The following is a 21,845-nucleotide window of genomic DNA, read 5'->3' on the forward strand; positions in this document are numbered from 1 at the left end:
ATGATCCGTTCGGAACTGATCCAGAAGATCGCGGATGAAAACCCGCACCTGACGCAACGGCACGTAGAGCGGATCGTGAACACGGTCTTCGAAGAGATCATCGAGGCGCTGGCCAAGGGCGACCGCGTCGAATTGCGCGGGTTCGGGGCCTTCTCGGTCAAGGCGCGCGATGCCCGCGTGGGGCGCAACCCGCGCACCGGCGAGGCGGTCAAGGTCGATGACAAGAAGGTGCCCTTCTTCAAGACCGGCAAACTGCTGCGTGACCGGCTTAACGGCAAGGCCTGACTTGCGCCTGCGGGCGGGCGGGGCGATAGTGGTGCGGCAACCGTAACGGGGCCATGCCGATGATCCGCTATATGCGCTACCTTCTGATCGCTGCCTTGACGATCTTCTTGCTGACGGTGTCGCTGGCGAACCGAATGGTCGTTCCGGTGAATTTCCTCCCCGAGGATGTTGCCGCACTTTTTGGCGTGAACTGGTCGGTCGAGATGCCGCTGTTTCTGGTGATCTTCGGCGGCGTCGTTGGCGGCGCGGTGATCGGCTTCACCTGGGAATGGCTGCGCGAGCACAAGCACCGGCGGACGGCTTCGGTGCGCGGGCGCGAGTTGGCGCGGCTGGAGCGGGAACTTGCGGTGATGAAGGACAGCACGAGCGTGCCGCACAAGGACGATGTGCTGGCGCTGATCGAAAAGCCGCGCAAGGCGGGCTGAACGTGGCAGATATCCGTGTGAAGATTTGCGGTCTGCGGACCGTGGGTGACATTGCGGCTGCGGCTGCGGCGGGGGCCGCTTATGCGGGTTTCGTGTTCTTTGCCAAAAGCCCGCGCAATCTGACTGTGGCTGCTGCGCGCGAACTGGCACTTGCCGCTCCGGTCGGGTTGGCCAAGGTTGCGTTGGTGGTGGATGCAGATGACGCGACACTCGATGCGATCATCGAGGCGGTGCCGCTTGATATGTTGCAGCTTCACGGGCACGAAACCCCCGACCGCGTGGCCGAGGTGCGGGCGCGCTATGGCTTGCCGGTGATGAAAGCCGTGGGCGTGGCGGACGAAGGCGATCTGGCGGCGGTCTTCGATTATTCCACCGTCGCGGACCAGTTGCTGATCGACGCGAAGCCTCCGAAAGGCGCGGCTCTGCCGGGCGGAAACGGGCTGTCCTTTGATTGGCGATTGGTGGCCCAGCGGCGCTGGCTGCGGCCGTGGATGCTTGCCGGCGGGCTGACGCCCGACAACGTGGCCGAGGCGATCCGCCTGACCAATGCGCGGCAGGTCGACGTGTCGTCGGGTGTGGAAAGCGCGCCGGGGGTCAAGGACGCCGCCCGAATGGCGGCCTTCGTCGCGGCCGCGCGGGCTTGAAGACCGAATTTTCTGCGAAAATTCTGGCACGCGGCCGCGTTGCGCTCGTCCGTCTGCAGTTGCGCGGCGCGGATCGGGCAGGAGCCTTCGGCGAGGATATTTGAAGACAGAAAATGTGCGGCGTTCATTTTCTGCCTTCAAATATCCTCGGGGGTGAGCCCTGAAAGGGCGAGGGGGCAGAAGCCCCCCTTTCCCCGCGCGGGCAGGGGCGCTACATCGTTGCCACAAAGAGGGAGCAGGATCATGGCCGAGGACGGAATCAACAGCTTTATGACCGGACCCGACGAGCAGGGACGGTTTGGCATCTTCGGCGGGCGTTTCGTGTCGGAAACGCTGATGCCGCTGATCCTCGATCTGGAAGAACGCTACGAATTCGCCAAGACCGACCCGACGTTCTGGGCCGAGATGGATTATCTCTGGAAGCATTACGTGGGCCGCCCCTCGCCCTTGTATTTCGCAGAGCGGATGACGGATCATCTGGGTGGCGCGAAGATCTACATGAAGCGCGACGAGCTTAACCATACCGGCGCGCATAAGATCAACAACGTGCTGGGCCAGATCATCCTTGCCCGCCGCATGGGCAAGACGCGGATCATCGCGGAAACCGGCGCGGGGCAGCATGGCGTGGCGACGGCCACGGTCTGCGCGAAATTCGGGCTGAAGTGCATCGTCTACATGGGCGCGCATGATGTGGAACGGCAAGCGCCCAACGTGTTCCGCATGAAACTGCTCGGGGCCGAGGTGATTCCCGTGACCTCGGGGCGTGGCACGCTGAAGGACGCGATGAACGACGCTCTGCGCGACTGGGTGACCAACGTGCGCGACACCTTCTATTGCATCGGCACTGTGGCGGGGCCGCATCCTTATCCGGCGATGGTCCGCGATTTCCAGTCGATCATCGGCAAGGAAGTGCGCTGGCAGATGGCCGAGCAAGAAGGCGAGGGGCGCTTGCCCGATACGATCATCGCGGCCATCGGGGGCGGGTCGAATGCGATGGGGCTGTTCTATCCGTTTCTGGACGATCCGTCGGTCAACATCATCGGGGTTGAAGCGGGCGGCAAGGGCGTGGATGACCGCATGGAGCATTGCGCCAGCCTGACCGGCGGTCGCCCCGGCGTGCTGCACGGCAACCGCACCTATCTGTTGCAGGATCCTGACGGGCAGATTCTGGAAGGTTTCTCGATTTCGGCAGGTCTCGACTATCCGGGGATCGGGCCGGAACATGCCTGGCTGCATGACATCGGACGCGCGAAATATGTCAGCATCACCGATGCCGAGGCGCTGGAAGCGTTCCAGCTGTGCTGCAAGCTCGAGGGAATCATCCCCGCGCTGGAGCCGAGCCACGCGCTGGCGCATGTGATGAAGATCGCGCCGACCCTGCCCGCGGACCATATCATCGTGATGAACATGTGCGGGCGGGGGGATAAGGATATCTTCACGGTGGCCAAGCATCTGGGTCAGGACATGAAGGTCTGACAGCCGCTGACCTGCGCCTTACGGACCTGCTTGCGCCCCTGCGGTTCTGCCGCGGGGGTGTTTTTCCATCTGCTCGGTTTGGACCGTGCAAGGCTAAACCAAAGTTTATGCCTGCCAACCTTTGGTGCAAGGCGCCCGAATAAACCCCGTGGCAATTTCCAACCGTCGATTTGGCGGCGCTTCTGGTTCCGTCGCCGTGATGCGGCACGTACCCCTTCCGCTGCGGCGGTCAGACAGGAGCAGGACCATGAAGATTTCCACCAAGGCAATGCTGTTCAGCACGGCGATGGCGCTCGGCGCTGCGTTCGCGTCGGGAGCTATGGCGCAGGATGCGCTGACGCGGACCAATATCGTGAGCCAGTTGCAAAGCCAGATCGGCAGCGGGATCGTTGCGGCCGAAGTGAAATTCGGGCCGACCCAAGTGAAGGTCGAAGTGATCGACGCGAACGGCAACAAGGTCGAGACGGTCTATACAGATCAGAACGGCGTGCTCGTGCCGATCAAGACCGAAACCGAAGCCGCCGATGCAGAAGACATGTCGAAGTCGTCGGTCGAGGTGAAAAGCGTCACCAAGGACTTCGAGGATCGCGACGATGGAGACGATTCGGACGACGACATTGACGGCGAAGACGACGACAGCGAAGACGACGACAGCGAGGATGACGACAGCGAAGACGACGGTGGGGATGACGACAGCAACGACGACAGCGATGACGACAGCGGCGACGACAGCAGCGACGACCATGGCGGCGACGACGATGGCGGCGACGACGATGGCGGCGACGACGACTGACCTCTGACAAGCTGCTAGACGAAATCCTGACGCCCCGGTCTTGCCGGGGCGTCGGTCATGAAGGATAGTCACCCCGAGGGGACGCAGATGAAGAACTGGACGATCCTTGCCGCGCTTGTTGTCTGCCTTGTGGCGGGACGTCCTGTGCTGGCGGCAGATTACGCCGATGCCGTCGTGGCGCAGTTGCAGCAGCAGGGCTACGACCGGATCGAGACCGAGGTGACATGGCTTGGCCGGGTGCGGATCGTGGCCGCGCGCGACAACGGATCCCGAGAGATTATCCTGAACCCGCGCACCGGTGAAATCTTGCGCGACCTGTGGTTGCTGACGAATGGCCAAGCCGGGCGCAGCCTGCTGATCGGAACCGGCGAAGATGACGACAAGGGTGGTTCGGGGTCGGGCCAGGGCCAATCCGGTGGCGACGGGTCGGATGGGGACGAGTCCGGTGACGATAAGTCCGACGACGATTCCGATGATGATTCGGATGATGACGGCTCGGATAACAGCGGCTCTGATAACAGCGGCTCTGATAACAGCGGTTCGGGAAGCAGCGGTTCGGGCGGTGGGGATGACGACTGAGATGCTTGCGATGAATCCTTTTGCCATCGGAGCGATGCCGTCGTGACCCGGCAGATCCTGATTGCGGTTATACTTGTCGTCCAGACGCTGTGTGCGGTCTTCTTCGTCTCTGATATCCTGTCTTCGATGGTGGGCATCTATGTGCGTCCCCTGTCTTGGGAGTTGCGCGAGTTGATGGAGGTGGGCGCGGCGCTTGGGCTTGTCATCGGGCTGGTGCTGGGCGCGATGATGCTGGTCTGGACGCTGCGCGAACGCGACGTCGCGCAAGAAAGGCTGCGCCGGGCCTCGGGGGCCTTCATGGATGTTTTGCAGGAACGTTTTGCCGAATGGAACCTGACCCCGGCTGAACGGGACGTGGCGCTGTTTGCCATCAAGGGCATGTCGACCGCCGAGATTGCCGTGCTGCGCGCAACGTCGGAAGGGACGGTCAAGGCGCAGACCAATGCGATCTACCGCAAGGCGGGGGTCAGCGGACGGCCCCAGTTGCTAAGCCTGTTCATCGACGATCTGATGCGCGACGACGGGCCGACCAAGCAGCCGAAAGCGGCCTAACGCGCAGGCCCACGCAGGTCGGGCGGTCCGCCATTCTGCGGGGTCAGGCCAAAGCGCAGCCCGCGGCCGATGCGATGGGCGAGGGTGGACCATGCCGCCGCCGTTTCGGGCGGCAACTGGCGGCGAAGCACCGAATCGAACAGGCCAAGCCAGACATCGAACATGCCTGCGCGAACATCGGTTGCGTCGCGATGGACCTGAAGCGGGTTGCCGTCATAGCTGCGGTCGAACTGGATCGCGTTCTTCCAGAAGCGGGTGATCTTTGCTTCATGTGCGGGCCAGTCGGTGACGTGGGCGGCAAAGACCGGGCCAAGGCCGGGGTGGGTGCGCGCGACGGCGTAGAATTCGGCCACGACAGTGGCGATTTCGGCATCGGTGATGGCAAAGCGCGGAGTCATGGGGGCAGGGTCCGTAGTGGTGAAGGGTCGCTGCTGTCGCAGGTCAAACCTCGAGGTCGACGGCGTATTGCGTCAGGATCGCCAAGGGCACTATGTCGAGCGTGCGGATATGTGTGGCGTTCAAGCGAACCTGCGGGGCGGCCCCTTCTTCATGCGCTTGCAGGAAGCGGGCGGCGCAAAGGCACCACTGATCGCCCGCCTTCAAACCTGCAAAGCCGAATTCGGGGCGCGGGGTCGACAGGTCGTTGCCAAGGTATTTCGACATGGCAAGGAAATCTTCGGTCATGATGGCGCAGACGGTGTGCAGGCCACGGTCCATCGGGCCGGTGTCGCAACATCCGTTGCGGAAGAAGCCGGTGACGGGGGCGGTCGAGCAGGTGGCAAGCACCGTGCCCAGAACGTTGACCGAAGGCTCTTTCGTGGCGGACATGGCGGGTTCCTTCGCAAGGGAAAGCCCAGTGTGCCCTGTGGCGCGGCAGGGCGACAGGGGGGAAATGGCCGCATGACAGGAAGGTGACGTCGCGGCCCCCGTCTCGTTGTGCGCTTCCCTTGTCTGACGAAGAGGGTAAGGTTGCGCCATTGGAGTGGCGGGGTCTATCGATGGATATTTTCGTGCTCGGAATTTTGGCGGTGCTTGCGATCCCCGTCGGGGTGATTGTCCTGTTCGTCAAGATGTCCGGACTCTCCGCGCGGACCGAACGGCTGGAGCGCGAGGTCGCGGTTCTGCGGGCCGGGCTGGCGGTGACGGCTGCGGTGCTGCCTGCGGCCGAGAGTGCCGCACCTGCTGCGCGACCGCCTGCATCGCTGCCTGCGCCGCTGCCTGTGGCCGAATCTTCGCCATCCGTGGCCAAGGCGCTGCCCGAGGTTGCTGCACCGCCGCCATCCGGCCCTTGGGTGCCGCCACTGCCCGCAGGGCCGAGACCGCCGGACGTGTTCGAGCGGTTCGGGGCGTGGCTGCGCGAGAACTGGGTTTATGCGGTGTCGGGCGTGTCTCTGGCCTTGGCGGGCGTTTTCCTTGTGCAATACGGGATGGAGCGCGGCTATCTGCCGCCCGCCTTGCGCGTGACCTTTGCCATCCTGTTCGGGCTGGCGCTGGTGGCCGCTGGCGAATGGCTGCGGCGGCGCTTCGGCAACCGGTTGCAGGACACGACCGCCTACCTGCCCGAGGTGTTTTCAGGGGCGGGGATCGTGTCGGTCTTTGCCGCACTGGTTGCTGCGCGGCAGATGTACGGGCTGATCGGGCCGGAAGTCACCTTTGCCGCGCTGGTGGTCACGGCGGCGGGGGCGGTGGTTCTGGGTTGGTTCAACGGGCCGTTCATGGCGGCACTCGGGCTGGTGGGCGCGGTGGTCTCGCCCTTTGTGGTGGGCGGAAATGCCGAGGCGGCGGATTGGCTTTACGCCTATTTCGGGCTGGTGGCGGCGGCGGGGCTGGCGGTCGATGCCGTGCGGCGCTGGGCATGGGTTTCGGTTCTTGCGCTTGTCTTGGGCTTTGGCGCAGGCGGAATGCTGGTGCTGGGCGGCGGCGGGTCCGGGGGGTGGATGCTTTTGTGCTTTGCGCTGGTGCCTTTGGCCGTGGCGCTGCCCTGTTTGCGTCTGATGCCAGACCATGCGGGGCCGACCTGTCTGGATGCCGCCTTGCGGGCCGATGTCGTGGGCTGGCCGGTCTTTCCGGTGCGTCTGGCCGCAGGGGCAGTGTTGGCCGCGACGCTTGCCCTGACGCTGGGGCAGGGCGGGATGCTGCCCTTTGTGCTGCTTGCCCTGCTGGCAGTGCTGCTGGCCGACTGGACCGGTCGCGCGCCGGGTCTGCACGATCTGGCGCTGGTGCCTGCGGGCGGGTTCCTGCTGCGGCTGGCGATGGAAGGCCTTTACGGCGGGCCGCTGGAATACGGCTTTGCCGAAAGCGCGCTGCGCGGGCCGGAAGTGGCGGCACCGCTGACCGCTTCGTGGCTTTTGCTCTTGGCGGCTGGGATGACGCTGGCGATTTTCTGGCGGGCCGACGCCCCGCAGGTTGGGCGCGGGGCCTCGCATCCGCGGGTGCTGGCGGCAGCGGCGGCTGTGGTCGCACCCGTCGCGGCGCTGATGCTCGAACTGTGCTGGCCGGTTTCGGCGGTGATCGGCGCCTACCCTTGGGCGCTGCAAGTGGTGGCTTTGGCCGCGCTGATGACGGCGCTTGCCTTGCGCCTTGCCAATGCCGACCCGCGGCGGGCGGCATATTTCGTGCTGTCGGCGCTGTCCCTTATCGCGCTGGCTCTGTTTCTGGTCACCAGCGCGGCTGCGCTGACGCTTGCGCTTGCGGTGCTGGTGGGCGTGGCGGCGTGGCTGGACCGGCGGTTCTACCTCCCCGAGATGGGCTGGTTTCTGCAAGCCGGGGTCATGGTGATCGGCTGGCGGATCACTGTCGATCCGGGTCTTGGCTTTGCGATGGACGGGCCTTGGGGGCGGTGGTGCTGTCGCATCTCGGGCCGCTGGCGGGGTTCGCCGTGGCTTTGTGGCTGCTGCGCGATCTGCCAGGGGTGGCGGCGCGGGCCTTCCTCGAATCAGGCTTTGCGGCAACGGCGGCGATCTTTGCCGATGTGGTGATCGTGCGGCTTCTGGATGCGACGGGGACAGGCGACGCGCATTGGGTGGTGGCGCTGGTCGCCTATCCTTGGCTGGTGCTGGCCTTGGTGCAGCTTTACCGCGTGGGACTGGGCGGCTGGTTGCGCTGGCTGCGGCTCGGGCTGGCGGCGCTGGGCGGGCTGATCGCGGGGGTGGGCCTGCTTGCCACCGTGACGGCGCTGAACCCGCTGGTCTGGGGGGGCGAGGTGTCGGGGCCCTTGGTGCTTGATACGCTGCTTGTCGCCTATGCCGTGCCGGGGGTGACGCTGGTTCTGGCGCAGGGAAGGCTGGGGCATCTGTGGCGCGGGCTGCGGCTGGCGATGCTTTGGGCCGGTCTGGGGCTGCTTGCGCTATATGCCACGCTTGAAATCCGGCGCTTCTGGCGCGGCGATGACCTGTCTGTCGCGGGCACCACCCAGCCCGAGCTTTACAGCTATACCGTCGCGCTGTTGATCCTTGGCGCGGTCCTGCTGTGGCAGGCGATCGCCAAAGCCTCGCCGGTGCTGCGGCGCGTGGCGATGGGGGTGATCGCGGTCATGGTGGCCAAGGTGTTTCTGGTCGATGCCTCGGGGCTTTCGGGGCTGATCCGGGTGTTTTCCTTCCTTGCGCTGGGCTTGTCGTTGGCGGGGCTGGCGTGGTTGAACCGCTGGGCGGCGGGGCGGATGGCCTGAACTGCGGCGGGGATGCGCCGTAAAGGCGCATCCTACGGGGTGGCTAGACCCTTCGGCTTTGCGCGGCTATAACGCGCAGCATGACGCATTCCTTTGCGATATATGGCCGAATTATCGGCCCGGCGCGCTGAGCCAGCCGCCGGGACGTCCGCCGTTTGCCATTGCGCCGCGTGATCGTGGCGCCCCCCTTGCAAATCCTATCCGACAGGACCGCCACGATGTGCGCCGACACGACCACGCCCGATTACCGCCCGACCGTTTTCCTGCCCGAAACCGAATTTCCGATGCGCGCGGGCTTGCCACAGCGTGAACCCGACTGGCTGAAACGCTGGGAGGAGATCGGCGTTTACGACCGCTTGCGCGAGCGTGGCGCAGCCGAGGGGCGGGTGCCCTTCGTGCTGCACGATGGCCCCCCGTATGCCAACGGGCACCTGCATATCGGCCACGCGCTGAACAAAGTCTTGAAGGACATGGTGGTGCGGTCCCAGCAGATGATGGGCAAGGATGCCCGTTACGTGCCGGGTTGGGATTGCCACGGCCTGCCGATCGAGTGGAAGATCGAGGAACAATACCGCGCCAAGGGACTGAACAAGGACGACGTGGATGTGGTGGCCTTCCGTCAGGAGTGCCGCAAGTTCGCCGAAGGCTGGATCGACGTGCAGCGCGACGAATTCAAGCGCCTTGGCATCACCGGCAAGTGGGACGACCCTTACCTCACGATGGATTACCACGCCGAAGCCGTGATCGCCGACGAATTCATGCGCTTCGTGATGAACGGCTCGCTTTATCAGGGGTCGAAGCCCGTGATGTGGTCGCCCGTCGAAAAGACCGCGCTGGCGGAAGCCGAGGTCGAGTATCACGACTATAGTAGCCATATGGTCTGGGTGCGGTTTCCAGTTGTTGGAATCGACGCAGGGTACCAGCGGGCAGCGCCTGACCTTAAGCGAGACACAAGTTCTGTAACGCCAAATCCGGCTCAAACAGATGACCTTCGGCAACGGCTGAGCTCGGATTTGTTCGGCGACAACGTCTACGTTGTGATCTGGACGACGACGCCTTGGACCATCCCGCAAAATCGGGCCGTGTCCTACAATACAGCGATTGCTTATGGCCTCTATTCGATCGACTCGGTGGTTGAAGGCTCGGCAGCAAAGATTGGCGAGAAGGTGCTACTTGCCGAGGCGCTGGCTGAGGCCGTTCTAAAGACCGCGAAGGTTGAGACGTTTACTCATTTGCGGACTGTTTCAGCGAATGAGTTAGAAAGCCTCTATCTGTATCACCCCTACCGCGGCATCGAAGGCGGCCATGGTGAATGGGACTTCGATGTTCCCCTCCTCCCCGGCGACCACGTCACCGACGACGCGGGCACCGGTTTCGTGCATACCGCCCCCAGCCATGGCGATGACGACTATCAGATGGGGCTGAAATTCGGCCTGCCGATGACCTATAACGTCGAACCCGACGGCTCTTACCGCGCCTCGCTGCCGCTCTTCGGCGGCCAGCACATCATCTTGCCCGATGGCAAGGAAGGTCCGGCGAACGTATCCAACATCAAGGCGCTGGCAGGCGCCGGCGCGTTGTTTGCCAAGGGCAAGCTGAAGCACTCTTACCCCCATTCGTGGCGCAGCAAAGCGCCGCTGATCTATCGCAACACGCCGCAATGGTTTGTGGCCATCGACAAGCCGCTCGATGACGGGATGGGCCAATATGGCGCGTCGATCCGCGCCCGCGCGCTGACCTCGATCAACGAGCTGGTCGAATGGACGCCGCAGACGGGCCGCAACCGTCTTTTCAGCATGATCGAGGCGCGGCCAGACTGGGTGCTGTCGCGCCAGCGCGCATGGGGCGTGCCGCTGACGGCCTTCGTCAAAAAGGGCGCCTTGCCGACCGATGCCGATTACCTGCTGCGGAACGCCGACGCGAACGCCCGCATCAAGGCCGAGTTCGAGGCGGCAGGCGCGGACGTGTGGTATGTGGCGGGCTTCAAGGAGCGGGTTCTGGCAGGCATCGTCGATCCTGACGCCTATACGCAGGTCTTTGACGTGCTCGACGTGTGGTTCGACTCTGGCTCGACCCATGCTTTCGTGCTGCGCGACCGTCCCGATGGTGCCGCTGACGGGATTGCCGACCTTTATCTCGAAGGCACCGACCAGCATCGCGGCTGGTTCCATTCGTCAATGCTGCAATCTTGCGGCACCAAGGGGCGGGCACCCTATCGCGGCGTGCTGACCCATGGCTTCACGCTCGATGAAAAGGGCATGAAGATGTCCAAATCGCTGGGCAACACGGTAGCCCCGCAAGCGGTGATCGGCGAATACGGCGCCGACATCCTGCGGCTGTGGGTGGCACAGTCGGATTACACGGCCGATTTGCGGATCGGCAAGGAAATCCTGAAAGGCGTTGCCGACAGCTATCGCCGCCTTCGCAATACCATGCGCTTCATGCTGGGGAACCTCAAGGATTTCAGCGATGCCGAGCGGGTAGATGTAAAGGACATGCCTGAACTGGAGCAGTGGCTGCTGCACCGTCTGGCCGAACTCGATGCCGAAGTGCGCGAGGGTTACGCGAAATACGACTTCCAAGGCGTGTTCCAGAAGCTCTTTACCTTTTGCACGACCGATCTTTCGGCGGTCTATTTCGACATCAGGAAGGACGTTCTGTATTGCGACGCGCCCTCGTCGCTGCGGCGGCGGGCGGCGCGCACTGTGCTTGACCTTTTGTTCCACCGCCTTGCCACATGGCTCGCGCCGATCCTTGTGTTCACGATGGAGGATGTCTGGCTGTCGCGCTTCGACCAGCCCGGCGACAGCGTGCACCTGCACGACATTCCCGAAACGCCGAGGGCATGGCTCAACCATGCGCTGGCGGTGAAATGGGACCGCGTCCGCACGGTGCGCCGCGTCGTGACGGGGGCCTTGGAGGTGCAGCGCACGGCCAAGGTGATCGGCGCCTCGCTGGAAGCCGCGCCCGTGGTCTATGTCGATGTGGAAACCAAGGCGCTGCTCGACTCGGTCCCCTTTGCCGATCTGTGCATCACCAGCGGCATGACGGTCACGACCGACGCGGCACCCGCGGACGCCTTCGGTTTGCCCGATGTGGCAGGGGTGGCAGTGGTCTTCCATGCGGCCGAAGGCCAGAAATGCGAACGCTGCTGGCAAATCCTGCCCGAGGTGGGCAGCTTCGCCCATCCGGCGACCTGCAAACGCTGCAATGGCTCCCTCGGATGAGGATATCGCGGCAGTCCTGACGGACCTCGCGCTGCGGCGGGGCAGGGGCAAAAGCTTCTGCCCGTCCGAAGCCGCCAAGGCGCTGGCGGCAGAGTGGCGGGACTTGATGCCAAGGGTGCGACTGGTGGCCGCAAGCCACCCGCACATTACGGCCACGCAAAAGGGCATGACGGTCGGTGCAGTCACGGCCAAGGGGCCGATCAGGCTGACCCTGCGCTGACAGGCATTTTCTGTCTTCAAATATCCTCGGGGGTGAGCCGCTTGCGGCGAGGGGGCGCGAGCGCCCCCTGATTTTTCGCAGAAAAATCGTCTTGCCCTTGGTGCAGCGCCCGCTTAGCCGTTTCGTAACGGTTTCATGACAGGTGGGTCTCCTTGTCCTTCGGCGTATTTATGGCCGTCATCGGCGCGGCTTTCCTGCATGCCCTATGGAATGCGCTGATAAAGGTCGGGTCGTCCAAGGTGGGCGGCATGGTGATCCTGTCCATCACCGAAATCCCGATCGGTCTGGCCATCGGTCTGGCCTCGCCCATCCCCGCGCCCGAAGTCTGGCCCTGGGTCATCGCGGCGGGCTGCACGCATTTCTTCTACAAATCCTTCCTCGTCTTCGCCTACGAGCGCGGCGATCTGAGCCGGGTTTACCCGATTGCGCGGGGCGCCGCGCCGATGGTGGTGGCGCTTGTCGGGTTCTTTGCGTTGAGCGATGCGATAACGGGGCACGAGTATCTGGGCATCGCGGTTCTGGGCTGCGGCATCTTTCTGATGGCGCGAGGGGTGTTTTCCCAGGCCGAGGATCGCAGGCTGTTGCCCTTTGCGCTGGGCTCGGCCTGTGCCACGGCGACCTATACGATCATCGACGGGCTTGGCGCGCGGGTCTCGGGGGATGCGGTGGCCTATGTGGCTTGGGTCTTCGTGGCTGACGGGGTGATCTTTACCACGGTCACGCTGCTGTGGAAGGGTATGGGCGTGCTGCCGCATGACCGCAAAAGCTGGGGCATGGCGACCTTCGCCTCGGCGGCCTCTTACGGGTCATATGCGATTGCGATCTGGGCTATGACCTTTGCGCCATTGGCCGTGGTGGCGGCGCTGCGCGAGACGTCGATCCTGTTTGCGGTGCTGATCGGCTGGCTTGTCTTTGGCGAGCGGATGACCCGCGAAAAGGCGGTTGCGGCGCTGGTGATCGTGGCGGGGGTTCTGCTCACACGGCTGTGACGCGCGGGTGGTGGGTGCAGAGCACCCACCCTACGGGTTTGGCATCACGGTTTCGGGCAGGTCTGTAGGGTGGGTGCTCTGCACCCACCATGCCTTCAGGAAAGGCGGTTCACGCCGCGTTCGGGAATGATCTGTTGGGCGATGCCTGCGAAAGTCAGATAAAGCGAGGTGATCACCAGCCCCCAATGCGCCCAGCTTTGCGGCCAGAAATCGACCATCGCCGCCCATCCGGCGAAAAAGACCCAGGCAAGGGCCATCGGCAGCGAGACGTTGCGCCACCGTTTGGTGCGGACGGGGTGGATGAATTTCAGCGGGGTGAACATGCCGATTGTGAGCGCGATCACGATGGTCAGGATGATCCACCATTGCGGATGCAGCGCGAACAGCACCAGAACCACCATGTTCCAGCAGGCCGGAAATCCCGCAAAGCTTTTGTCCTTGGTCTTCATCCGCGTGTCGGCGAAATAGACGACCGAGCCGTAGACGATGACGATGATGGCAAGCCACCCGCTCCACCCAGGCAGAAGGCCCGATTTAAACAGCGCATAGGCCGGGATGAAGACGTAGGTCAGGTAATCCACGATCAGGTCCATCAGGACGCCGTCATAGGTGGGCCAGTTTTTCGTCACGTCATAGCGACGCGCGAGGGGGCCATCTATTCCGTCGACAAAGAGGGCGACGACGAGCCAAAGGAACATCAGGCTCCACTTGCCTTCGACCGCGGCGAGCATCGCCAGCATCGACAGCACCGCGCCCGAGGCGGTGAGCAGGTGGACGGAGAGGGCTTTCAGACGCATATCCATATGCCTTGGATTGCACGGAATACGGGGGGGCGCAATCCGTCAGGCATTGCGGGGCGCTTGGTTGTGGCATTCAAAGCGTGGGTGGGCACGCACAGGTTCCACCTGTGGCCTCGGCCGGGGGCCAGCCCCCGGACCCCCGGAGTATTGTTCGCAAAGGTGAACGGGGGAGAGAAGGCCCCGTTTCAGGCCCGAGGATGGGCGTTGTGGTAGGCTTCCATCAGGCGGGCGGCATCGACGCCTGTATAGGCCTGCGTTGTGGAAAGCGAGGCGTGGCCAAGCAGTTCCTGTATCGCGCGCAGATCGCCCCCTGCCGAAAGAAGATGCGTGGCGAAACTGTGGCGCATCGCGTGGGGCGTGGCGGTGGCGGGCAGGCCAAGCTGCATGCGCGCCTTTTCCATGGCCGATTGCATCAGGCGGGGCGACAGCGCGCCGCCGCGGACGCCCCGGAACAGAGGTTCGGCAGGGGTGAGGTCAAAGGGGCAGAGGCGGACGTAATCTGCCACGGCCTCGGCTGCGACCGGAAGCACGGGGACCAGTCGGGTCTTGCCGCCCTTGCCGGTGATGCGCAGGGTTTCGGGTAAGGGGTCGTCCGCCCCCGTCAGGCCGAGCGCTTCCGAGATCCGCAGCCCGCAGCCGTAAAGCAAAGTGATCACGGCGCGGTCGCGGGCGGCAACCCAAGCTTCGCTTGGCTGCTCTGCGACCGTGTCGATCATTGCGGCCGCGGCGTCGATGGTCAGCGGACGGGGCAGTTTGCGGCGGAACTTTGGGCCACGGGCCGACAGGACTGCGGTGGCGTCCAGCCCTTCGGCGCGGTCGGCTATATAGGCGGTGAAGCCTTTCACTGCCGAAAGCGAGCGGGCCAGAGAACGGGCACCAAGGCCCCTTGCGCGTTCGTGGGCCATCCATGCGCGCAGGTCGGAAAGCGGCACCGAGGCAAGCGCGACTGTGCCTTCGGCGCCGCCACGGTGGCGCGCAAGAAACGACAGGTAGCCCGTCACATCGCGGCCGTAAGCTTCCAGTGTTTTCGGGGCCGCGCCGTCCAAGGCCCGCAGGTGGGCGAGCCAACTTTGCAGCGCGTCCCTCGCCTGTGGCGACAGGAACGCCGGATCGGTCATGACAGCCAGCGGCGCATGGTGCGTTCGAACACGCCTGCGAAAAACGCCAGAAGGTCGGTGCCATGGGTCGGTTTGAACTGGTGCGGGTCTTCGGCACCCAGAACCAGCATTCCCGGCAGGCGGCCTGCGCCGAAATCCAGCCGCATCAGCGCCTCGGACCTGATCCAAGCGGCGCGATCGCCGTAGATGCCGGGCGTTTCGGCAGGCATGACCTGCCGCAGCACGACGGGGCGCAGCGGGAAGTTGCGCCCGCCCGAAAGGTAATCGCCGATGAAGCCCGGTTCGGCCACGTAAAGCACATCGCCGAGTTTGCGCAGCAGGGCCGGGCTATCTTCGGTTTGTCCGGATTCGAGCACGAGGCGTACGCAATCGACGCGCAGGGTCGCCGCAACCTCGGTCGAGAGGATCTTCAGGAAATCCTCGAATTCGAGGGGATCGAGCATTTGCAGGATGGCGCGGTGCACCTGATTGGTGCCTGCGAGGTTCTCGTAGGCGGCAGCGATCACCGAACGGTGGGTGTCTTCCAGCCGGTCGAGCCGGTTTTCCAGCCGCTCCATCGCGATGCCGCGCAGATCGACGATGTTGGCCCCCATCGCGCGTTCGTTCGCGGCGATGAGGGCGGCCATCACGTCGCGGTCTTCAAGCAACAGCTCGGGTTCCGCCAGAAGCCTGTCGCGCACATCCTGTTCGATCATCTAAGCACTGCCCGTGTTCTTGTGATTTGCGCGAGCTTAGCAGGGTTTCAGAGGATTTTCTGCCCCGTTTTCGCCCAGTCTGCCGTGAACTGTTCAAGCCCCTTGTCGGTCAGCACGTGGTTGGCCATCGCCTTGATCACCGCAGGCGGGGCGGTCATCACGTCGGCCCCGATCAGGGCGCAGTCCTTGGCATGGTTCAGCGTGCGGATCGACGCGGCGAGGATTTGCGTGTCGAAGTCGTAATTGTCATAGATCGTGCGGATGTCGCCGATCAAGTCCATGCCGTCGAGGTTGATGTCGTCCAGACGCCCGATGAAGGGCGAGATGAAGGTCGCACCCGCCTTGGCCGCCAGCAGCGCCTGATTTGCGCTGAAGCAGAGCGTCACGTTGACCATGCGGCCTTCGCCGGTCAGCACCTTGCAGGCCTTCAGGCCATCCCATGTCAGCGGCACCTTTACCGCGATGTTGGGCGCGATTTCGGCCAGCTTGCGCCCTTCGGCAATCATGTCTTCTGCTTTGGTTGCAACGACCTCGGCCGAAACAGGGCCCGAGACGATGCCGCAGATTTCGCGGGTGACTTCGATGATGTCGCGGCCCGATTTCAGGATGATCGACGGGTTGGTGGTAACGCCGTCAACCATGCCAAGGTCGTTCAGCTCGGAGATGGCGGCGACATCGGCGGTGTCCACAAAGAATTTCATCGGCGCGGTCCTTATGGGTTGCGGGTGTTCGGGACGGGGTTTACCCCAAAGGGGCGGCGGGGGAAAGAAGAAGAAGGCGGTGGCTGTGTCGGACAGGACCTATGCGGCGGGAGAGCTGGTGGGCGTCTTGACGACCGAGCCTTTGGGCCGCGTTCTCGACTACAAAGCCCCCGAAGGTGGCTGCGGGGACGGTGATTTCGTCGAGGTGCCGCTTGGTCCGCGCCGTGTGCTGGGCGTGGTCTGGGGCAAGGGGCGGGGCGACTGGGATCCTTCCAAGGTGCGGCCCGTCGGGAGGGTGCTAGATGCAGCACCGATGCGGGCCGAATTGCGGACATTCCTGACGCGGGCGGCGGATTACACGCTGACGCCCCTGCCTCAGATGTTGCGGCTAGCGACGCGTGCGCCGGGGTTGGGGGAAAGCCCGATGAGTAGGCGCGTCTACCGTCTGGGCGGGGCGGTGCCGAACCAGTTGACCGAGGCGCGGCATCGGGTGGTCGAGGCGTTGCGGGCCTTTGGCGGTGCGCCGGTGACGATTGGCGAATTGACCGACGAGGCGGGCTGCGGAGCTTCGGTGGTGAAGGGTCTGGTCAAGCTGGGCGTGGTGGTCGAAGAGGACGCGCCGCGCGATCTGCCCTTTGCGCTGCTCGATCCGGCGGGTGCGGCGAACCTTGCGGGCGATCAGGTTGCGGCGGGCGATGCGCTTGTCGCTGCGGTGAACGCGGAAGAGTATTCCACAACGCTTTTGAAGGGCGTCACGGGGTCGGGCAAGACCGAGGTTTATCTGGAAGCGGTGGCGGAATGTATCCGTCTGGGGCGGCAGGCGCTGGTGCTTCTGCCCGAAATCGCGCTGACGGCGGAATTCCTGAAGCGGGTGGAAGCGCGCTTCGGGGCGCGGCCCGCCGAATGGCATTCGGGAGTGACCCAGACCGAGCGGCGGCGGGTCTGGCGGATGGTGGCCGACGGGCGCGCCGAGTTCGTCGTGGGGGCGCGGTCGGCGCTGTTCCTGCCGTTCCAGCGGTTGGGGCTGGTCGTCGTCGATGAAGAGCATGACACCAGCTACAAGCAGGAAGAGGGCGTGCTTTACAACGCCCGCGACATGGCCGTGCTGCGGGCTTCGGTGGTGGGCTGCCCCGTCGTGCTGGCAAGCGCCACGCCGTCGCTCGAGACATGGGCAAATGTCGAGGCAGGGAAATACGGTCGGCTCGACCTGTCGGCGCGTTACGGCGTGGCCCAGATGCCGACGATGGGTGTCATCGACATGCGCGAGGCGAATCTGCCCGCGAACAGCTGGATTTCCGCCAAGCTTGCCGCCGAGATTGCGGCGCGGACCCTGCGCGGGGAGCAGTCGCTGATCTTCCTCAACCGGCGGGGCTATGCGCCGGTGACGCTATGCCGGGCATGCGGCGCGCAGGTGGGCTGCGACCATTGCGACGCGCGAATGGTCGAGCACAGGTTCCTCAAGCGGCTGCAATGCCACCAATGCGGCGCGACAAAGCCGGTGCCCGAGGCATGCCCGACCTGCAAGGTCGAAGGCAAGATGGCCGCTGTCGGGCCGGGGGTCGAACGGATGGCCGAGGAAGTGCAGGCGCGGTTTCCCGATGCGCGGGTGGCGGTGCTGTCGTCGGACCTTTTCGGATCGGCCCGCGAGTTGAAAGCGCAGATCGAGACGATTGCCGCAGGGGGGGCCGATATCATCATCGGCACCCAGATCGTGGCCAAGGGGCATAACTTTCCGCTGCTCACCCTGGTGGGGGTGATCGACGCCGACCTTGGCCTGCAAGGGTCAGACCTGCGGGCGGCAGAGCGGACCTTCCAGCTGATGCGGCAGGTGGCGGGGCGTGCGGGGCGGGCCGAAAAGCGCGGGGCGGCGTGGCTGCAGACCCACCAGCCCGAGCATCCGGTGATAAGGGCCATCCTGGGCGGGGACGAAGAAGCCTTCTGGCGCGCCGAGGCCGCCGAGCGGCGGGCAGCGGGGGTGCCGCCCTATGGACGGATGGCCGGGATCATCCTGTCGGGGCCGGATGTGCAACAGGTTTTCGAGTTCGGCGCAGAACTCGCGCGGCGCGACGGGCCTTTGCGCCGGATCGGGGCGCAGGTGTTCGGGCCTGCTCCGGCCCCGATCTCGCGCGTCAGGGGGCGGCATCGGGTGCGGCTGCTGGTCAAGGCTGGAAAGCTTGTCCCCTTGCAGGCGGCGCTGGCCGAATGGGTGGCGCAGCTGCGCCTGCCGGCAAATCTGCGCCTCGCAATCGACATCGACCCGCAGAGTTTTCTTTAGCGACAGCGGAATTTGACGCAAATTCCGCGTCGGAAAATGACGCATTTTCCGGTGTCACGCGGCGCAGGCGGTGTCAGCCGGTTTCTGCGTCAGAAACCGTCGCGGAATTTGCGTCAAATTCCGCTGCACTGGCGCGGGAGGCCTCTGCGCCCTATATAACGGGTCAAAGCAAAGGAGACCGCCATGTTCCTCTTCGACCGCAAGAAGACCGAGATGGTCACACCCGACCGCGCGCTTCCCGGACGGGCCGAGCCACTTCCGACCGCAGAGACGCATTTCATCAACGGCCTGCCGCTGAAATCGCCCGTGCCTGCGGGGATGGAGGAGGCGATGTTCGGCATGGGCTGCTTCTGGGGTGTCGAGCGCAAGTTCTGGGCTTTGCCGGGGGTCTGGCTGACCATGGTGGGCTATGCCGGTGGCTACACGCCGAACCCGACCTACCCCGAGACCTGCACCCAGCTTACCGGGCACAACGAGGTGGTTCGGGTGATCTTCGATCCCGCCATGATCAGCTACGAGCAGTTGTTGCAACTGTTCTGGGAAAACCATGACCCGACGCAGGGCATGCGGCAGGGCAACGATGTGGGGTCGACCTATCGTTCGGGCATCTACACCTATAGCGAAGCGCAGGCCCAAGCCGCGCGCGACAGCAAGTCGGTCTATCAGGACCGGCTGAAAGCCGCGGGTTACGGTGCGATCACAACCGAAATCCTACCGGTGCCGGTGTTTTACTTCGCCGAAGCCTATCACCAGCAGTACCTTGCGAAAAACCCCGACGGATATTGCGGCATCGGCGGGACCGGCGTAACCTGCCCCATCGGACTGTCCGCCTGAAGCGCGGTCGTTTGCTTCGGGGGCTCCTGTGACGAAAAAGAAGATCGACACCCGCACGCCGGGACTTGAGGCGGGTGTCGCACTTGCGCGTTGGCTGACGGGCAAAGAGCATCTGCATTACGGGCTCTGGACCGGGTTCGAGGTTCGCGCCGCCAACCTTGGCCCCGCGCAGGATGCCTATAGCGTCAAGCTGTTCGCCATGTTGCCGCAGGGTCGGAGGCTGCGCATCCTCGACATCGGGGGTGGGGCGGGCGAGACGGCAAAGCGGCTGATCGGCATGGGCCATAGCGTGGAAATCGTGGTGCCCTCTCCCTATCTTGCAGAACGCTGCCGCGAGAATGCCAAGGGCGCAGTGATCCACGAGGATTATTTCGAAGACGTACAGGTGAGCGGCCCGTTTGACGTGTGCCTGTTCTCGGAAAGCTTCCAGTACATGCATTATGGCGTGTCGCTGCCCAAGGCGCGGGGCTTGCTTGCGCCAGACGGTGTGATCGTGATCGGCGATACCTTCCGTCGCGAGGGGTTCCGTCGTGGTGGTGGCGACCGGCCGGTCGGTGGCGGGCATCCGATCGGTGACTTCCGCACCTACCTGCCCCGCGCGGGCCTGCAGATCGAGGCGGAAGAAGATGTGACCGAAGGCGTTGCGCCATCGATCGATCTGGAACAGGCGTTCTTCAATGTGGTGGGCGTCGGCATGGCCGGACTCGACCGCGAGTTGACCGAGAAGAAGCCCTTCGTCCGCAGGCTGGCTGTCGGCGTGATCGGGGCGCTTATGGGTAGCCGTGGCCGCGACAAGCTGGCGCGCCGTTTGCGCGGCACGGCGCGAACGTCGGATGCCTTCGTTGCGAACAACTGCTATCTGCTGATGCGACTGGGGCAGGTCTGACCCCTTCCTGCCCGTGATTGGAGACTGACGATGCCGACCTATTCCGCCCTGACGACCCTGATGGGCGAGGATGCCGCCGAGGCGCTGGCCGAAGCCGTCGAAAAGATGAACCCCGAACCCACGGGCGTTGGTGTCTTCGAGATCGAGGACGATTCGGGGCTTTGGGAAGTGGGCGCCTATTTCCTCGAACAGCCCGACGAGGTGGTTCTGGATGTGCTGGCCATGGCTTTCGGGGCCAAGCCCTTTGCCGTGTCGGAAATCCCCGAGATCGATTGGGTCGCCAAGGTCCGGCGAGAGCTGTCGCCGGTCGAGGCGGGGCGCTTCTTCGTGTATGGCAGCCATGACGCCGACAAAGTTCCGCAGGACGCAGGGCGCGTTGCCTTGCAGATCGAGGCGACCGTGGCCTTCGGCACAGGGCATCACGGCACGACGCTGGGATGTCTCAAGGCGTTCGACCGGCTGTTCGAGGGCGGCTTCCGCCCTGCATCGGTGGCCGATATCGGCTGCGGCACGGCCGTGCTGGCCATGGCGGCGGCGGCGGTCTTGCCCGACGCGCTGGTGATCGCATCCGACATCGATCAGGTCGCGGTCGACGTGGCGCGTGCCAATGTCGACATCAACGGGCTGACGGGGCGGCTCGACTGTCTGGAAGCCGCCGGTTTCGCGCATCCACGTCTGGCCGAGGCGGGGCCGTTCGATCTGGTTTTTGCCAATATCCTGAAAGGGCCGCTGGTCGAGCTGGCGCCCGACATGGCGCGGCATGTGGCACCGGGGGGGCTGGCGATCCTGTCGGGCTTGCTGGTGGTGCAGGCCGAGGCGGTGACTGCGGCCTATCTGGCGGCGGGCTTTACCCTGCAAAGCCGCGATGACATCGGGGAATGGTCGACGCTGGTCCTGAAGCGGGGCTGATTGCGGGCGTTCGGGAAACACAGCGTTTCCGGACCCCTGCCTAGGTTTAGCCTTAGTTAAAGCGTAATTTTGCCACTGGTGAAACGCTTGCGCGAGGGCCAGTGATGTTCGATCCGAACCGCGAAGATTTCAATGCCCGCGTGCTTAGGTTGCGCCGCGAACATGCGCTGGGCCGCGGCTTCGAGGCGGGCGGCGCGCTTGGACGGTCGGCCTTTCGCCGCGAAGCGGTGCGTCGCCGTCCGGCGCTGCGGGCCGGACTTTTCATAATCGCCTTCGCATTCGGGATGAAGGGTGCGCTGCACGCGCATCTCGGTCCCGATGGCTATGCCGAACGGGTGGCACAGATATCGACGGAAACCACGCTTTCCGGCGTGCCGCGGGCGCTTATGGCTGCCGATCCGTTGACGGTTCTGGTGTCTGACGCGATCAAACGGGTCAGGGTCGCACTTTAGGTGCGCGGCAATGCAAAAGGCCGCCGACCCGATTGGTCGACGGCCCAAGCATACGTCGGGGTCACTGACTGATCAGCGACCGATCATCTCGATGTCGCCGCGGCACAGACCGATATCGTCAAGCTCACGGTCGGTGAGGTTGCCGAGGGCCTTGCGGGTGACGCGGGCGTCGTTCCAGTTGGAGAGCGACAGGAAGGCGTCGCTGACGAACTGCACGAAGCGGAAGATCGAAATGGCGCCGAACGGCGCCGGACGGGTCGTTTCGAAGGCGGCCATGGCTAGTATCCTTTTACAAACTGCTCAAAGCTGAGGCATCGG

The 21,845-nt window shown here is 64.4% G+C and carries 22 protein-coding genes and 1 pseudogene; 16 read left to right on the plus strand and 7 right to left on the minus strand.

All coding sequences use genetic code 11. From position 1 onward, the window contains the following. The 7 genes from ihfB to HYN69_RS03170 all read left to right on the plus strand — a co-directional run bounded on the left by ihfB (position 1) and on the right by HYN69_RS03170 (position 4,754). Positions 1–285, plus strand: coding sequence for an integration host factor subunit beta (gene ihfB / locus HYN69_RS03140; RefSeq protein WP_108434454.1), 285 nt, complete (start codon positions 1–3; stop codon positions 283–285). 59 nt (positions 286–344) lie between these two features. Continuing rightward, entirely contained in the window at positions 345–710 is a 366-nt protein-coding gene (locus tag HYN69_RS03145) for a lipopolysaccharide assembly protein LapA domain-containing protein (protein ID WP_108437008.1), read from the plus strand. Positions 711–712: 2 nt separating this feature from the next. After that, the gene (locus tag HYN69_RS03150; RefSeq protein ID WP_108434455.1) at positions 713–1,354 is read left to right on the plus strand and encodes a phosphoribosylanthranilate isomerase; all 642 of its coding nucleotides are present in this window, start codon (positions 713–715) and stop codon (positions 1,352–1,354) included. A gap of 243 nt (positions 1,355–1,597) precedes the next feature. Continuing rightward, a complete protein-coding gene (gene trpB / locus HYN69_RS03155; protein ID WP_108434456.1) occupies positions 1,598–2,830 on the plus strand; it encodes a tryptophan synthase subunit beta in 1,233 nt (410 codons plus the stop codon). A 247-nt stretch (positions 2,831–3,077) separates the two neighbouring features. Continuing rightward, the gene (locus HYN69_RS20445) at positions 3,078–3,623 is read left to right on the plus strand and encodes a PepSY domain-containing protein (protein ID WP_159082342.1); all 546 of its coding nucleotides are present in this window, start codon (positions 3,078–3,080) and stop codon (positions 3,621–3,623) included. A 57-nt stretch (positions 3,624–3,680) separates the two neighbouring features. Continuing rightward, positions 3,681–4,202, plus strand: a complete 522-nt coding sequence (locus tag HYN69_RS03165) for a hypothetical protein (RefSeq protein WP_216824641.1) — start codon at positions 3,681–3,683, stop codon at positions 4,200–4,202. Positions 4,203–4,244: 42 nt separating this feature from the next. Continuing rightward, positions 4,245–4,754 (plus strand): helix-turn-helix transcriptional regulator, encoded by a 510-nt coding sequence (locus tag HYN69_RS03170; protein WP_230426470.1) that lies wholly within the window; start codon positions 4,245–4,247, stop codon positions 4,752–4,754. Here HYN69_RS03170 and HYN69_RS03175 read toward each other — a convergent pair. Beyond that, a complete protein-coding gene (locus tag HYN69_RS03175) occupies positions 4,751–5,152 on the minus strand; it encodes a group III truncated hemoglobin (RefSeq protein ID WP_108434458.1) in 402 nt (133 codons plus the stop codon). The genes HYN69_RS03170 and HYN69_RS03175 overlap by 4 nt on opposite strands. 43 nt (positions 5,153–5,195) lie before the next feature. Further along, positions 5,196–5,582 (minus strand): DUF2237 family protein, encoded by a 387-nt coding sequence (locus tag HYN69_RS03180; protein WP_108434459.1) that lies wholly within the window; start codon positions 5,580–5,582, stop codon positions 5,196–5,198. Positions 5,583–5,824: 242 nt separating this feature from the next. Between HYN69_RS03180 and HYN69_RS03185 the strand changes: the two are divergent. The 4 genes and pseudogenes from HYN69_RS03185 to HYN69_RS03205 all read left to right on the plus strand — a co-directional run bounded on the left by HYN69_RS03185 (position 5,825) and on the right by HYN69_RS03205 (position 12,857). After that, positions 5,825–8,421, plus strand: a pseudogene (locus HYN69_RS03185) (DUF2339 domain-containing protein). Between the two features lie 218 nt (positions 8,422–8,639). After that, the gene (gene ileS / locus HYN69_RS03195; RefSeq protein WP_108434462.1) at positions 8,640–11,648 is read left to right on the plus strand and encodes an isoleucine--tRNA ligase; all 3,009 of its coding nucleotides are present in this window, start codon (positions 8,640–8,642) and stop codon (positions 11,646–11,648) included. Then, positions 11,632–11,868: a DUF3253 domain-containing protein gene (locus HYN69_RS03200; RefSeq protein ID WP_108434463.1), complete on the plus strand. Its 237-nt coding sequence runs from the start codon at positions 11,632–11,634 to the stop codon at positions 11,866–11,868. Before ileS ends, HYN69_RS03200 begins: the two co-directional genes overlap by 17 nt. 170 nt (positions 11,869–12,038) lie before the next feature. Beyond that, positions 12,039–12,857, plus strand: a complete 819-nt coding sequence (locus tag HYN69_RS03205) for an EamA family transporter (protein WP_407925244.1) — start codon at positions 12,039–12,041, stop codon at positions 12,855–12,857. A gap of 95 nt (positions 12,858–12,952) precedes the next feature. On the opposite strand, the gene HYN69_RS03210 is transcribed toward HYN69_RS03205, so the two are convergent. The 4 genes from HYN69_RS03210 to fsa form a co-directional block, all read right to left on the minus strand. Continuing rightward, on the minus strand, positions 12,953–13,660 hold the full coding sequence (locus HYN69_RS03210; RefSeq protein WP_108434465.1) for a CDP-alcohol phosphatidyltransferase family protein: 708 nt from the start codon (positions 13,658–13,660) through the stop codon (positions 12,953–12,955). Positions 13,661–13,842: 182 nt separating this feature from the next. Then, positions 13,843–14,775 (minus strand): tyrosine recombinase XerC, encoded by a 933-nt coding sequence (locus HYN69_RS03215; protein WP_108434466.1) that lies wholly within the window; start codon positions 14,773–14,775, stop codon positions 13,843–13,845. Then, positions 14,772–15,470, minus strand: a complete 699-nt coding sequence (locus HYN69_RS03220; RefSeq protein ID WP_108434467.1) for a DUF484 family protein — start codon at positions 15,468–15,470, stop codon at positions 14,772–14,774. Before HYN69_RS03220 ends, HYN69_RS03215 begins: the two co-directional genes overlap by 4 nt. A 47-nt stretch (positions 15,471–15,517) precedes the next feature. Then, positions 15,518–16,171 carry a fructose-6-phosphate aldolase gene (fsa, locus tag HYN69_RS03225; RefSeq protein ID WP_108434468.1) on the minus strand — a complete coding sequence of 218 codons (654 nt, stop codon included), beginning with the start codon at positions 16,169–16,171 and terminating at the stop codon, positions 15,518–15,520. 118 nt (positions 16,172–16,289) lie between these two features. Between fsa and HYN69_RS03230 the strand changes: the two genes are divergently transcribed. The 5 genes from HYN69_RS03230 to HYN69_RS03250 all read left to right on the plus strand — a co-directional run bounded on the left by HYN69_RS03230 (position 16,290) and on the right by HYN69_RS03250 (position 21,527). Continuing rightward, positions 16,290–18,446: a primosomal protein N' gene (locus HYN69_RS03230; protein ID WP_230426540.1), complete on the plus strand. Its 2,157-nt coding sequence runs from the start codon at positions 16,290–16,292 to the stop codon at positions 18,444–18,446. A 183-nt stretch (positions 18,447–18,629) separates the two neighbouring features. Further along, positions 18,630–19,280 (plus strand): peptide-methionine (S)-S-oxide reductase MsrA, encoded by a 651-nt coding sequence (gene msrA, locus HYN69_RS03235; protein ID WP_108434469.1) that lies wholly within the window; start codon positions 18,630–18,632, stop codon positions 19,278–19,280. Between the two features lie 28 nt (positions 19,281–19,308). Beyond that, a complete protein-coding gene (locus HYN69_RS03240) occupies positions 19,309–20,166 on the plus strand; it encodes a class I SAM-dependent methyltransferase (RefSeq protein ID WP_108434470.1) in 858 nt (285 codons plus the stop codon). A 30-nt stretch (positions 20,167–20,196) separates the two neighbouring features. Beyond that, on the plus strand, positions 20,197–21,075 hold the full coding sequence (locus HYN69_RS03245; protein WP_108434471.1) for a 50S ribosomal protein L11 methyltransferase: 879 nt from the start codon (positions 20,197–20,199) through the stop codon (positions 21,073–21,075). 104 nt (positions 21,076–21,179) lie between these two features. Further along, positions 21,180–21,527, plus strand: coding sequence for a hypothetical protein (locus HYN69_RS03250; RefSeq protein WP_108434472.1), 348 nt, complete (start codon positions 21,180–21,182; stop codon positions 21,525–21,527). 72 nt (positions 21,528–21,599) lie between these two features. On the opposite strand, the gene HYN69_RS03255 is transcribed toward HYN69_RS03250, so the two are convergent. Next, positions 21,600–21,803: a DUF1127 domain-containing protein gene (locus tag HYN69_RS03255; protein ID WP_108434473.1), complete on the minus strand. Its 204-nt coding sequence runs from the start codon at positions 21,801–21,803 to the stop codon at positions 21,600–21,602. Positions 21,804–21,845: the final 42 nt, after the last annotated feature.

The sequence above is a fragment of the Gemmobacter aquarius genome (assembly GCF_003060865.1).
GTDB lineage: Bacteria > Pseudomonadota > Alphaproteobacteria > Rhodobacterales > Rhodobacteraceae > Paragemmobacter > Paragemmobacter aquarius.